General features: G+C 60.1%; 11 protein-coding genes. 9 read left to right on the top strand and 2 right to left on the bottom strand.

The window, feature by feature from the left end:
• Window positions 1-259 precede the first annotated feature (259 nt).
• Window positions 260-3,118: an excinuclease ABC subunit UvrA gene (gene uvrA / locus RHM62_RS00390; protein WP_322123639.1), complete on the top strand. Its 2,859-nt coding sequence runs from the start codon at window positions 260-262 to the stop codon at window positions 3,116-3,118.
• Window positions 3,119-3,153: 35 nt separating this feature from the next.
• On the opposite strand, the gene RHM62_RS00395 is transcribed toward uvrA, so the two are convergent.
• Together RHM62_RS00395 and RHM62_RS00400 are read right to left on the bottom strand one after the other, a co-directional pair.
• The gene (locus RHM62_RS00395) at window positions 3,154-4,047 is read right to left on the bottom strand and encodes an alpha/beta hydrolase (protein ID WP_322123640.1); all 894 of its coding nucleotides are present in this window, start codon (window positions 4,045-4,047) and stop codon (window positions 3,154-3,156) included.
• A gap of 73 nt (window positions 4,048-4,120) precedes the next feature.
• Window positions 4,121-6,109, bottom strand: a complete 1,989-nt coding sequence (locus RHM62_RS00400) for a cation:proton antiporter (RefSeq protein ID WP_322123641.1) — start codon at window positions 6,107-6,109, stop codon at window positions 4,121-4,123.
• A 94-nt stretch (window positions 6,110-6,203) separates the two neighbouring features.
• Between RHM62_RS00400 and RHM62_RS00405 the strand changes: the two genes are divergently transcribed.
• The 8 genes from RHM62_RS00405 (at window position 6,204) to RHM62_RS00440 (ending at window position 12,920) form a co-directional block, all read left to right on the top strand.
• On the top strand, window positions 6,204-7,253 hold the full coding sequence (locus RHM62_RS00405; protein WP_322123642.1) for a KpsF/GutQ family sugar-phosphate isomerase: 1,050 nt from the start codon (window positions 6,204-6,206) through the stop codon (window positions 7,251-7,253).
• Window positions 7,253-7,789, top strand: coding sequence for an HAD family hydrolase (locus RHM62_RS00410; protein ID WP_322123643.1), 537 nt, complete (start codon window positions 7,253-7,255; stop codon window positions 7,787-7,789). Before RHM62_RS00405 ends, RHM62_RS00410 begins: the two co-directional genes overlap by 1 nt.
• Window positions 7,786-8,382: an LPS export ABC transporter periplasmic protein LptC gene (gene lptC / locus RHM62_RS00415; RefSeq protein WP_322123644.1), complete on the top strand. Its 597-nt coding sequence runs from the start codon at window positions 7,786-7,788 to the stop codon at window positions 8,380-8,382. The genes RHM62_RS00410 and lptC overlap by 4 nt, the downstream gene beginning before the upstream one ends.
• 44 nt (window positions 8,383-8,426) lie before the next feature.
• A complete protein-coding gene (gene lptA, locus RHM62_RS00420) occupies window positions 8,427-8,981 on the top strand; it encodes a lipopolysaccharide transport periplasmic protein LptA (RefSeq protein WP_322123645.1) in 555 nt (184 codons plus the stop codon).
• Window positions 8,982-8,989: 8 nt separating this feature from the next.
• A complete protein-coding gene (gene lptB / locus RHM62_RS00425; RefSeq protein WP_322123646.1) occupies window positions 8,990-9,763 on the top strand; it encodes an LPS export ABC transporter ATP-binding protein in 774 nt (257 codons plus the stop codon).
• A gap of 12 nt (window positions 9,764-9,775) precedes the next feature.
• Complete coding sequence (locus RHM62_RS00430) at window positions 9,776-11,257, top strand: RNA polymerase factor sigma-54 (RefSeq protein WP_322123647.1); 1,482 nt, start codon at window positions 9,776-9,778, stop codon at window positions 11,255-11,257.
• Window positions 11,258-11,364: 107 nt separating this feature from the next.
• A complete protein-coding gene (gene hpf, locus RHM62_RS00435; protein ID WP_322123648.1) occupies window positions 11,365-11,721 on the top strand; it encodes a ribosome hibernation-promoting factor, HPF/YfiA family in 357 nt (118 codons plus the stop codon).
• Window positions 11,722-11,822: 101 nt separating this feature from the next.
• The gene (locus RHM62_RS00440; RefSeq protein WP_322123649.1) at window positions 11,823-12,920 is read left to right on the top strand and encodes an enoyl-CoA hydratase/isomerase family protein; all 1,098 of its coding nucleotides are present in this window, start codon (window positions 11,823-11,825) and stop codon (window positions 12,918-12,920) included.
• The last annotated feature ends 7 nt before the right edge of the window (window positions 12,921-12,927 follow it).

Genomic DNA, 12,927 nt, shown 5'->3' on the forward strand with positions numbered 1-12,927 from the left:
GTCGAATTGGCCGCAATTATAAGCTAGCTGGCGTGCGTCTTCGCCGTAAAGACAGGCTGCGCCATTGCCCGTTGCCATGACAATGCAACTGCGCCCGCGCTGTCGTACGGTACTGACAACCGGCACCTGCTGGCCGTTTTCACAAGCGCAGGGCTGACGGCTCGTGCCGGCAAAACCCGCTATAGTGTCGGGTTGATTCGTACCCAAGTCGCTGGTCCCTCACTGTCAGGTCAGCGCCACACCACGCAGAAAGCAGTTCATGGAACAAATACGCATCCGCGGCGCCCGCACCCACAATCTCAAGAACATCAACCTCGATTTACCGCGCAACAAGCTCATCGTCATCACCGGCTTGTCCGGGTCCGGCAAGTCATCGCTGGCCTTCGATACCTTGTACGCGGAAGGCCAGCGTCGCTATGTCGAGTCGCTGTCGTCGTATGCGCGTCAGTTCCTGCAACTGATGGAAAAGCCGGATGTCGACCTGATCGAAGGTTTGTCACCGGCCATCTCGATCGAGCAGAAAGCCACCTCGCACAATCCGCGTTCGACCGTCGGCACGGTCACCGAAATCCATGACTACCTGCGCCTGCTGTATGCCCGCGTCGGTACGCCCTACTGCCCCGACCATCCCGAAAATCCGCTCGCTGCGCAATCGGTCTCACAGATGGTGGACGCGGTGCTGGCGATGCCGGAAGACACCAAGCTGATGATCATGGCCCCGGTGGTGTCGAACCGCAAAGGCGAGCATGTCGATCTGTTCGAGCAGATGCAGGCGCAAGGCTTCGTGCGCTTCCGGGTCCAGAGCGGCGTGCAGCCGGCAAAGATTTACGAAGTCGACGACCTGCCAAAACTGAAGAAAACCGAGAAGCACACGATCGATGTCGTGATCGACCGGATCAAGGTCAAGGCCGACATCAAGCAGCGTCTGGCCGAGAGTTTCGAGACCGCTTTGCGGCTGGCCGATGGCCGCGCGCTGGCGCTTGAAATGGATAGCGCAGTCGAACATATCTATTCGAATAAATTCGCCTGCCCGACCTGCGGCTACTCGTTACAGGAACTCGAACCGCGGCTGTTCTCGTTTAACAATCCGATGGGCGCCTGCCCCGAATGCGACGGCCTCGGCCATATCGAATTTTTTGATCCGAAGCGCATCGTCGCGTTCCCTAACCTGTCGCTGGCCAGCGGTGCGGTCAAGGGCTGGGACCGGCGCAACCAGTTCTATTTCCAGATGCTGACAAACCTGGCCGAATTCTACGAATTCGACCTCGACACGCCATTCGAAAAACTGGCCGATAGCGCCCAGCAGGCGGTGCTGTACGGCTCGGGCAAGCAAGTCATTCCGTTCACGTATATCAACGAGCGCGGCCGTGCGGTAGTGCGTGAGCATGCGTTCGAAGGCGTCGTCAACAACCTGCAGCGACGCTATCGCGAAACCGATTCGAACGCGGTCAAGGAAGAGCTGGCCAAATTTATCAACGGCAAGCAGTGTCCGTCGTGCCAGGGTGCGCGGCTGCGCATTGAAGCGCGCTACGTGAAGGTCGGCAATGGCACGCAACAGCGCGCGATTTATGAAGTCGCCGCCACCCCGCTGCGCGAGACGCTGGACTTTTTCGAGACACTGGTGCTGACCGGCGCGAAGAAAGAAATCGCCGACCGGATCACGAAGGAAATCATTTCGCGCTTGCGCTTTTTGAACAACGTCGGGCTCGATTACCTGTCGCTCGAACGCAGTGCCGACACGCTGTCGGGCGGCGAAGCGCAGCGCATCCGGCTGGCTTCGCAAATCGGTTCCGGCCTGACCGGCGTGATGTACGTGCTCGATGAACCGTCGATCGGTTTGCACCAGCGCGACAACGATCGCCTGATTGCGACGCTGCGTCATCTGCGCGATATCGGCAACAGCGTGCTGGTCGTCGAGCATGACGAAGACGCGATCCGCTGCGCCGATTACGTCGTCGATATGGGGCCGGGCGCCGGTGTCCATGGCGGCGAAATCATCGCCGAAGGCACGCTCGAGGAAATCCTTAGTAACACCAATTCGCTGACCGCCAGATACCTCAACGGCACGCTTGAAATCGCGGTGCCGGCGAAGCGCCATGCACCCGATCCGAAACGCCAGTTCGTCATCACCGGCGCCTCCGGCAACAACCTCAAGAATGTCACGCTGGAATTGCCGGTCGGCTTGCTGACCTGCGTAACCGGCGTGTCGGGCTCGGGCAAATCAACGCTGATCAACGAAACCCTGTACCACGCGGCGTCGCGCCATCTGTATGGCTCACAAGCCGAACCGGCAGAGCATGAAAGCATCAGCGGCTTCGAACATTTCGACAAGGTGATCTCGGTCGATCAGGGACCAATCGGCCGCACGCCACGCTCCAATCCGGCCACCTACACCGGCCTGTTCACGCCGATCCGCGACCTGTTCGCGACCGTCAATGCAGCCAAGGAACGTGGGTATAGCGCCGGTCGTTTTTCATTCAACGTCAAGGGTGGACGCTGCGAAGCCTGTCAGGGCGATGGCGTGATCAAGGTCGAGATGCACTTCTTGCCGGATGTCTATGTCCCATGCGATGTCTGCCACGGCAAGCGCTACAACCGCGAAACTCTTGAAGTACTTTACAAAGGCAAGAACATCACCGAAGTGCTCGCCATGACGGTCGAGGAAGCGCATGTGTTCTTCCTGCCGGTGCCGGTGATCGCGCGCAAATTGCACACGCTGCTCGATGTCGGCCTTGGGTATATCCGGCTCGGGCAAAGCGCTACGACGCTGTCGGGCGGCGAGGCGCAGCGCGTCAAGCTGTCGCTGGAACTGTCGAAGCGCGACACCGGCCGCACGCTGTACATCCTCGACGAACCGACCACCGGCCTGCACTTCCATGACATCGATCTGCTGCTCAAAGTGATTCACCGTCTGCGCGATCAGGGCAACACGCTGGTCATCATCGAGCACAATCTCGACGTCATCAAAACCGCCGACTGGGTCATCGACCTCGGTCCGGAAGGCGGCGCGGGCGGCGGCCAGATCATTGCGACCGGCACACCGGAGCAGGTGGCGAAAAATCCGGCCAGCTTCACCGGCCACTATCTCGGACCGCTGCTGAAGAAAAAAAAGGCCTGACGCTTTCGCTCAGGCCTCCGAATGGCGCGCGGTGTTCAGCGCGCCATTTTTACGTCACGGCCACCATCGCTGTCGACGAATTCAACCACCTTGTCGAGCACCGGCGCGAGTCCGCGCAACGGCCAGGCAAATGCGCCGATCAGGCTGGCGTGGCTGGTGCTGTCGAAATAGACTTCCTCGACCGGCACTGCAAGGCTGCGCAGGCTGGTCGACAAGCCGCCGGTATTGCGCGTTGCATTGACGATCTTGTCGGTGTGCGATGCGACCAGCAAGGCCGGCGGTGCCGACGCCGTCACATGCCGGATCGGCTGCGATTCAGGCGGTGAATCCGGATAGAAAAAAACCGGCCGCACTTCGGGATTCTCGATCGGTAAAAAATCATACGGACCGGCCAGTCCGATCCAGCCCCGCAATGCCGTCGGCGACGCGCCCTGTGCCGCCAGCCAGCGTGCGTCGAGCGCCACCATCGCGGCATTGTAGGCACCGGCACTATGGCCCATCACGAACACTTTTTCCGGATCACCGCCATAGCGCTGGATGTCTTTCAGGGTCCAGGCGACTGCTTCCGCGGAATCCTCGACAAAGGCCGGATAACGCACTTGCGGATACAACCGGTAATCGGCCAGCACAGCGACAATACCGCGTGCCGCCAGCGCCTCGCCGACGAACGCATAGTCAGCGCGTGATCCCATGTTCCAGCTGCCGCCGTAAAAGAACACGACGACAGGCGCGGCGCTCTTGCCATCGCGCGGCCGGTAAATATCAAGCCGGTTGCGCGGATCGCTGCCGTAGCTGATATCAAGGTGTTTGTCCGAGGCGCTGCCGGGTGTGACGGCGTTGATCACGCGCAGCGGCGAACACGCGCTTAGCGTACCTGCCAGCAGCAGCGCCACGACGCTGCCCAGCAGGATTTTAGTTGCCATGGCCATTGAGAACCCGTAGTGAAAAATACTGAAAAAAGATATCTGCCAGTCATACGCAGACACGGTACGGATGGATTCGTCAGGCTTTAAGCAAGCGTTTCTCGGCCCGTGTCACGCTCTCTGCAGTACCACGCAACACGATGATATCGCCCCCTTGCAGGATCGTCGCGGGCGTCACGTCGATGCGGGTCTTGCTACGCCGGACGGCGGTGATCTCGACCGCGAATTCCTGCAGGTTAAGCTCGACCAGCGACTTGCCAACGGCCTTCGCATGCATGCCCAGCGTGACCGAATGGAGCCGGACATGCAGGTGCTCGGCATCGTCCTCGGCATCGCTATCACCATGAAAAAATCCGCGCAGTACCGCATAGCGCTCATCCCGCGCGCTCTGCACCCGGTGCACCACACGGCGCAGCGGTACACCCAGCATCACCAGCGCATGCGAGGCCAGCATCAGGCTGCCTTCGAGCGCTTCCGGCACCACTTCGGCCGCGCCGGCGGCGCGCAATTGATCGAGATCGGTGTCGTCATGGCTACGCACGATGACCGGCAAAGACGGTGCCAGCTCGTGCGCCAGGTACAGCAGTTTCAGCGCCGATGGCGTACTCGCATACGTAATGACCAGCGCCGCGGCCCGGTGGATGCCGGCAGCCACCAGCGACTCGCGCCGCGCCGCATCACCGTACGACACGTTCGCGCCCGAGACCTGCGCTTCATGTACCCGGTCGGGATCAAGGTCTAGCGCGTGATACTGGATGTGCTCTTCTTCGAGCAGACGCGCCAGGCTCTGCCCGCTACGGCCGAAACCGGCGATGATCACGTGTTTCTGGGTCGTCATCGTGCGACTGGCAATCTGCGTCAGCGCGACCGATTGCATCATCCATTCATTGGCCGACAGCTTCATGACAATGGCATCGGCATTGGCCAGAATGAAGGGCGCTATGAGCATCGACAGCACCATCGAGGCGAGGATCAGCTGCACGATGAACGGATCGATCAGCTGCAAACCACCGACCTGATTGAGCAGCACAAAACCGAATTCGCCGGCCTGCGCCAGGGCCAGACCGGTGCGCAGCGCAATCCCGGTACTGGCGCCGAACAGCCGCGCCAGGGCGGTGATCAGGACAAACTTCAGCAGCACCGGTGCGGCCAGCAGCAACAGCACCAGCCACCAGTTCTCGATGACCAGCCGGATATTGAGCAGCATGCCGATAGTGATGAAGAACAGTCCGAGCAGCACGTCGCGAAACGGCTTGATGTCTTCTTCGACCTGATGCTTGTATTCGGTCTCCGAGATCAGCATGCCGGCGACGAAGGCGCCCAGCGCCAGCGACAGGCCGGCCTGCTCGGTGATCCATGCGGCACCCAGCGTAATGAGCAGCAGGTTGAGCATGAACAATTCCTGCGAACGCCGCTGGACCACAATGCGAAACCAGCTGCGCATGAGCTTCTGGCCGATCACCAGCAACAGCACCAGTACGCCGACGGCTTTCAGTGCGGCCCAGCCGAGTGTCACGGCAATGTCCTGCGGCGCCTTGGCCAGCGCCGGCACCAGAATCAGCAGCGGCACCAGCGCCAGGTCCTGGAATAGCAGGATGCTGATGATGCGACGGCCATGTTCGCTTTCGAGCTCGAGCCGCTCGGTCAGCAGTTTCGAGACGATGGCCGTCGACGACATCGCCAGCGCTCCGCCCAGCGCGAACGCCGCGCCCCAGCTGATGTCGGCGACCTGCGGCAGCAAGCGCGCCGCGCCCCAGCTGCACAGCATGGTGGCCAGAATGGTCAGCAGTACTTGCGCCATGCCGAGGCCGAACACGGTACGACGCATGGCAAACAGTTTGGGCAGCGAGAATTCGAGGCCGATCGAAAACATCAGGAACACGACGCCGAATTCAGCCAGCGTGTGGGTGGTGGCGGTATCCTCGGCCCAGCCCAGTGCGTGCGGACCGATGGCAATGCCGACCGCCAGGTAACCCAGCATCGGTGGCAAATGCAGCATGCGAAAGGCGACCACGCCGAGCACGGCAGCACCGAGTAACAGTAAGGTGAGTTCAAGCGCTGAGTGCATGACGGGGCGAAAGATCCTTTAATCCGGCGCAAGACAAGTTTTTAGTTGTCGCTGGCAGAATTTTTGCTTTAGTAATTCGTTTATACTTTCCGGCATGAGTGTACCCCAACAAAAATCCGTTTCCGACGCCGTCACAGTCCCCTTCACTGCCGAGCGTGCGGCACGTGCCCTGCTCCTCGCCCGCGAGACCCTGCAAATCGAAGCCGATGCCTTGCTGACCCTGAAAGCACGCCTGTCCGACCCCGTCAGCAACAGCGCCGCTTGCTTTGCCAAAGCAGTCGGACTATTGCTCGATTGTACCGGTCGCGTGGTGGTATCGGGCATCGGCAAGTCCGGTCATATCGCACGCAAGATTGCTGCGACACTGGCTTCGACCGGCACCCCTTCTTTGTTCGTGCATCCGGCCGAAGCGGCCCATGGCGATCTTGGCATGATCGGTCCGCAGGATGTGTTCGTGGCCATTTCCAATTCCGGCGAAACCGCCGAGCTGATGGCCATCGTGCCCAGCATCAAACGCATGGGTGCGATCCTGGTCACGATGACTGGCAACGATGACTCCAGCCTGGCGCGGCTCGCGAGCGTGCATCTGAATGTCGCTGTCGACAAGGAAGCCTGCCCGCTCAATCTTGCCCCCACCACCAGCACAACGGCGGCGCTCGCGCTCGGCGATGCACTGGCCGTGGCACTGCTGGATGCGCGCGGCTTTCGCGCCGAAGACTTTGCCCGCTCGCATCCGGGCGGCGCACTGGGCCGGCGCTTGCTGACCCACGTGCGCGACGTGATGCGCAGCGGCGGCGAAATCCCGGCAGTGCTGGCCACCGTGTCGCTGTCGCAGGCACTGGCCGAAATGACCCGCAAGGGCATGGCCATGACGGCTATCGTGGACGAGTCATTCCGCCCGATTGGCGTCTTCACCGATGGTGACTTGCGCCGTCTGATCGAACACGTACAGGACTTCACACGCTTGACGGTGGCCGACGTGATGCACCCCGATCCGCGCACCATAGCTCCCGACCAGCTGGCCGTCGATGCGGTGCAAGTGATGGAAGAACTGCGCATCAATCAGTTGCTGGTCGCCGATGCGTCCGGCATGCTCGTCGGTGCGCTGCACATCCATGACCTGACCCGCGCCAAGGTGATCTGATGACCGACCAGTTACAGGATGTCATTACACGCGCTGCCCGGGTCCGGCTGATGATTTTCGACGTCGATGGCGTACTGACCGACGGCAGCCTGCACTTTGGTGCCGACGGCGAGCTCATCAAGACCTTCAATGTGCTCGATGGCCAGGGCATCCGGCTGCTGCAGCAATCGGGCGTCGCCACGGCGATCATCAGCGCGCGCCAGTCGCCGCTGGTACAGCGCCGTGCCGGCGACCTCGGCATCACGCATGTGTTCCAAGGCAGTCACGACAAGCGCGCGAGCTTCGAGCAACTGCTGGCGCAGACCGGCTTCACGGCCGACCAGTGCGGCTTCATTGGTGATGACGTCATCGACCTGCCTATCCTGTTGCGTGCCGGCTTTGCCGCCAGCGTACCGAATGGCCATGCCGAGGTACGCCGGCGCGTGCATTTTGTCACCACCGCGCAAGGCGGTCGCGGCGCAGTACGTGAACTGTGCGACCTGATCCTGAGCGCCCAGGGCAACTACGAGGCGGCACTGGCACCGTATCTGTCATGAGCGCAGTGCGTTCCGCCAACCGCTTCCGGCTCGGGTTCCTGATCGCGCTGAGCGTGGCACTGGCACTCGGCAGTTTCTGGGTTCTCGAAGTGATCCGCAAAAGCGGCGGTAACGATGCACCTGACGCGCCGCGCGTCGCTCCCGACTACTACGTGAAAAATTTTACCTTTGTCCGGATGGCCAAAAACCGCACGGCACGCTACAACATTTCCGGTGACGTGCTGACCCATTTGCCGATGGACGACTCGTATGAAATCACCAAGCCGGTGATCTACAACCTGTCGAATAACCGGCCAACGATGGTGATGCGTTCCGAACGTGCACTGGTCAACAGCGACAACAGCGAAGTACAAATGATTGATAACGTGGATGTCGACCGGCCCGCGTCCGGCTCCATCCAGCGCTTTCATCTCAAGTCCGCCTATCTGCTGCTGTTGCCTGATGACGATGTGATGAAAACCGATACGCCCGTTGAAATGCTGATGGGTACCACCATACTGAACGGCACCGGCATGGTCGCCAACAACGCCACCCGCCAGCTCGATTTGGCCCATCGCGTGCACGGCGTATTCGCGCCGGCCGTAGCGCGATGAGCTACTGTGCATGACCTCTTACGCTGCCTCTACCAGGAATTTTCATGAAACCGTTTTTTTTCGCTTTTCTGTTCATGTTCAACGCGGCCTTCGTGCCGGCGGTGCATGCCGAAAAAGCTGACTCCAACAAACCCACTGTCGTCGACGCCAACCAAATGGCCTACGACGACGTCAAGCAGGTCAATACCTTCACCGGTGACGTCGTGGTCGTGCGCGGCACGCTGCTCATGAAAGCCGCACGCGTGGTCGTTGTGCAAGACCCGGCCGGTTATCAGTTCGCCACCTTATATGCTGCACCTGGCAGCCTGGCCAGCTTTCGACAGAAGCGTGATGGCGGCGAGAATCTGTGGATAGAAGGCGAAGCCGAACGTATTGAATACGATGGCAAGACCGAACTGGTGAAGTTGTTTTCGAAGGCAAAGATGCGCCGTCTCGATGGCAAGACGCCGACGGACGAAGTCGAAGGAGAATTCATTTCCTACGATAGCCGCAGCGAATTTTTCTCGGTCAACAACACGCCCGCAGGACAGGACAGCAAGGCCGGTGCCGGACGCATCAAGGCGACGATCCAGCCACGCACACCGGGTGTGCCCAAATGATCAATGCCATGTCGACACCGGTTGACTCCTTCACCAATAGCAGCAGCAAACTGATCGTCACCGGCCTGAAAAAAAGCTACGGAATCCGCCAGGTTGTCAGCGATGTCTCGCTCGATGTGGCCAGCGGCGAAGTGGTCGGCCTGCTCGGGCCGAACGGTGCCGGCAAGACGACGTCGTTCTACATGATCGTCGGCCTGGTGCCATCGGACGCCGGTGAAATCCGTCTGGATGGCATCGATATCTCGCGTCTGCCTATCCATCGACGCGCGGTGCTGGGTCTGTCCTATCTGCCGCAGGAAGCCTCGGTATTTCGCAAGCTGACCGTCGAGGAAAACATCCGCGCCGTGCTGGAACTGCAGCACGATGACCATGGCAAGACGCTGACCAAGTCCGTCATCAATGAACGGCTCGACACCTTGCTGCAGAATTTGCAGATCGATAAGCTGCGCGACAGCCAGGCCATGTCGCTCTCCGGCGGTGAGCGACGCCGCGTAGAGATTGCCCGCGCGCTGGCCAGTAATCCGCGCTTCGTGCTGCTCGATGAACCCTTCGCCGGCGTCGATCCGATTGCCGTGATCGAAATCCAGCGCATCGTGCGCTTCCTGAAAGAACGCGGTATCGGCGTGCTGATCACCGACCACAATGTGCGCGAAACCCTGGGTATCTGCGACCGCGCCTACATCATCAATCAAGGTGCAGTGCTGGCCAGCGGCAAGCCGGATGCGATCATTGCCAATGAATTGGTGCGCCAGGTCTATCTTGGCGAACACTTCCGGATGTAAGCACAAACAAGAATGAAACAATCCCTCCAGCTCCGCACCTCCCAGCATCTTGCGCTGACGCCGCAATTGCAGCAATCGATCCGCCTGTTGCAACTGTCGACGCTGGAACTGCATCAGGAACTGGAGCAAATGCTGACCGATAATCCGCTGCTGGAACGGCTCGACGATCCGCTCGATCACTCGGTCCGTCTGCTGGCGGATGGCGCGCTCGGAGCCGAAGGTATCCGTCAGGAAGGGGCCAGCGAAGACGCCAACGCAGCGCCTTCATCGTCCGAATCGGAAGCCCCCGCGCCGGACCAGAACGATGCCGGCGACGCCACGCCAAGCACCGATGCGGACTGGAGTTTTGATGACGTTGCACGCACCTCGAAAGCGCCGGAAGACGACGATGCCAGGCCGCAGCTCGAAGCACACGAATCCACGCTGCGCGAATTCCTGCTCGAGCAAATGCGCGTCACGGTGCGCAACCCGCGCGATCGCGCGCTGGTCGAATTGATGATCGATGCGCTCAATGACAATGGCTACCTCGACGATACGCTGGAGGCCATGCTCGAGCGCTTGCCGGCCGAACTCGACGTTGAAGCCGAAGAGCTGACCATCGCGCTCAAACTGCTGCAGAGCTTCGATCCGCCCGGCGTCGGCGCCCGCCACGCGGCCGAGTGCCTGGCGCTGCAGATACGGCGTTTTCCCGGCATCGCGATGGTGACCCGGCGCATGGCACTGGTTATCGTCGAGGACTATCTGCCGCTGTTTGCACAGCGCGATTTCAGCAAGCTCAAGAAAGCCCTCGACTGCGATGACGAGGATCTGCGCGAAGCCCAGAGCGTGATCCGCCAGTGCAATCCGCACCCGGGTGCGATCTTCGGCGGCGGCACCTCGGACTACGTGGTGCCGGACGTGATCGTCAAGCGCACCAAGACCGGCTGGCAAGTCATGCTCAACCATGACGTGATGCCACGACTGCGGGTCAATGCCATGTACGCCAACATTCTCAAGCAGAGCAAAGGTGAGGGATCGCTGACGTCGCAGCTGCAGGAAGCCAAGTGGCTGATCAAAAATATGCGCCAGCGATTCGATACGATCCTGCGGGTTGCACAGGCCATCGTCGAGCGTCAGCGGAACTTTTTTTCCCATGGCGCGGTCGCCATGCGCCCCCTTGTCTTGCGTGAGATTGCTGATACACTCGGACTGCACGAGAGCACCATCTCACGTGTGACAACCCAGAAATACATGCTGACCCCGCATGGCATGTTCGAGTTGAAATATTTTTTTGGCAGCCACGTTGCCACCGAAACGGGCGGCGAAGCGTCATCGACGGCAATACGGGCACTCATCAAACAATTGATAGGAGCTGAAGACCCGAAGATTCCATTTTCTGACAGTAAGATCGCAGACATGCTGGGAGAACAGGGTATGGTAGTGGCAAGGCGTACGGTCGCAAAATATCGCGAAGCCCTGAAAATCCCTCCCGTCAACCTGCGCAAGGCCCTGTAGTTTCTGTAGTTTCATTTGTCATGTTGTACTGTCGTTGTGTTCGAAGCTACCCTTCCGTAGCGGGGTCACCTCCGAACCTCCATCGGCATTATTCAAAGGAGCGCTGTATGAATCTCACAATCAGTGGACACCACCTCGAAGTGACACCTGCCATTCGTGAATATGTGCAAAGCAAGCTTGAGCGTATCAAGCGCCATTTCGACCATGTCATTGATATTGCCGTCATCCTGACGGTAGAAAAACTCCCGGAAAAAGAAAAGCGGCAGCGAGCAGAAATCAACCTGCATCTGCGCGGCAAAGACTTGCACGCCGAGAGTATTGCGGAGGATCTTTATGCCGCAATTGATGCGCTGATCGACAAGCTCGATCGCCAGGTCATCAAGTACAAAACCAAATTGCAGGATCATCAGCACGACGCCATCAAACACATCCCTGACCCGGTTGTGATAGCCGCCTCCTCCTGATCGAACCCGCTGCCGGGCAGACCGGCACATTCCATTTAGGGCGCATTGATTGCGCCCTTTTTAATTTCACGCAATTGACTTGTGCACAATCGAATCCGACCATGACCGCTCTCATCCAGACCCAGATCCGCAACGCAACAGGCCACATCACACTGGACCGTCCGAAGGCCCTCAATTCCTTGTCGCTCGCGATGGTGCGCGACCTGACTCACGTGCTGCTCGACTGGCGTGATAACGCCGCCGTCCAGACTGTGATCCTACGCGGCAGCACCGAGAAGGCGTTTTGTGCCGGTGGAGATATCCGCTTTTTTCATCAGGCCGGCGGGTCGACGCCCCAAGGCGGCAGCGCAGCGCTGGATGATTTTTTTACCGAAGAGTATGCACTGAACCACCTGATCCATTTTTATCCGAAACCCTGGATCGCCGTGATGGATGGCATCGTCATGGGGGGTGGCATGGGGCTGGCGCAAAGTGGTCCGCAGAACCGCTTGCGGATCGTCACCGAGCGCACGAAAATGGCCATGCCCGAAGTCAATATCGGCTTGTTCCCAGATGTCGGTGGTAGCTATTTTCTGTCGCGCACACCCGGGCAACTGGGCACGTATCTGGGCGTGAGCGGCGAGATGATAGGCGCTGCCGATGCGCTCTACGCCGGACTGGCCGATGTGTTCCTGCCGGGGGGTGCGCTGGCCGGACTGGAGGCCTTGCTCGATCAGTTTTCAGGTGGCGATGTGCGCGCTGCCATTCGCGCGTATGCCGCACCGTTTGCCAGCCTGTGCGATCCGGCCGGGAGCAAACTGGCGCAGCAGCAGGCGAGCATCGACACGCATTTCCGGTTCGCGTCGGTCACGCAGATTGCTGACTCGCTGGCCGGCGACGACAGTGCGTTCGCTCAGGCGACACTGGCGACGATGCAGAAGCGCTCGCCGCTGATGATGGCGGTGACCTTGCGCCAATTACGACAGGGCGCAGCGCAAGATCTTGCAGGCTGCCTGCGCATGGAACGCACGATGGTGCGACACGCTTTCACGCAGGGCGAGGTACTGGAGGGGATACGTGCGGTGGTGATCGACAAGGACAACCAGCCGCACTGGCAGCCGGCCGGTTTGGAAGACGTAACGCAGGAGATGGTCGATGGCTATTTCGCGCCGGTCTGGCCGGACCATGCCCATCCGCTGCGGCACCTCATTGATCAATAAATTTTTC

Source organism: Actimicrobium sp. CCC2.4, assembly GCF_034347385.1.
GTDB lineage: Bacteria > Pseudomonadota > Gammaproteobacteria > Burkholderiales > Burkholderiaceae_D > Actimicrobium.

Coding starts and splice junctions, on each gene's coding strand:
- RHM62_RS00405 (WP_322123642.1), top strand. CDS start 6,204: ATGAGTGTACCCCAACAAAAATCCGTTTCCGACGCCGTCACAGTCCCC.
- RHM62_RS00395 (WP_322123640.1), bottom strand. CDS start 4,047: ATGGCCATGGCAACTAAAATCCTGCTGGGCAGCGTCGTGGCGCTGCTG.
- lptA (WP_322123645.1), top strand. CDS start 8,427: ATGAAACCGTTTTTTTTCGCTTTTCTGTTCATGTTCAACGCGGCCTTC.
- lptB (WP_322123646.1), top strand. CDS start 8,990: ATGTCGACACCGGTTGACTCCTTCACCAATAGCAGCAGCAAACTGATC.
- hpf (WP_322123648.1), top strand. CDS start 11,365: ATGAATCTCACAATCAGTGGACACCACCTCGAAGTGACACCTGCCATT.
- uvrA (WP_322123639.1), top strand. CDS start 260: ATGGAACAAATACGCATCCGCGGCGCCCGCACCCACAATCTCAAGAAC.
- RHM62_RS00410 (WP_322123643.1), top strand. CDS start 7,253: ATGACCGACCAGTTACAGGATGTCATTACACGCGCTGCCCGGGTCCGG.
- RHM62_RS00400 (WP_322123641.1), bottom strand. CDS start 6,109: ATGCACTCAGCGCTTGAACTCACCTTACTGTTACTCGGTGCTGCCGTG.
- lptC (WP_322123644.1), top strand. CDS start 7,786: ATGAGCGCAGTGCGTTCCGCCAACCGCTTCCGGCTCGGGTTCCTGATC.
- RHM62_RS00440 (WP_322123649.1), top strand. CDS start 11,823: ATGACCGCTCTCATCCAGACCCAGATCCGCAACGCAACAGGCCACATC.
- RHM62_RS00430 (WP_322123647.1), top strand. CDS start 9,776: ATGAAACAATCCCTCCAGCTCCGCACCTCCCAGCATCTTGCGCTGACG.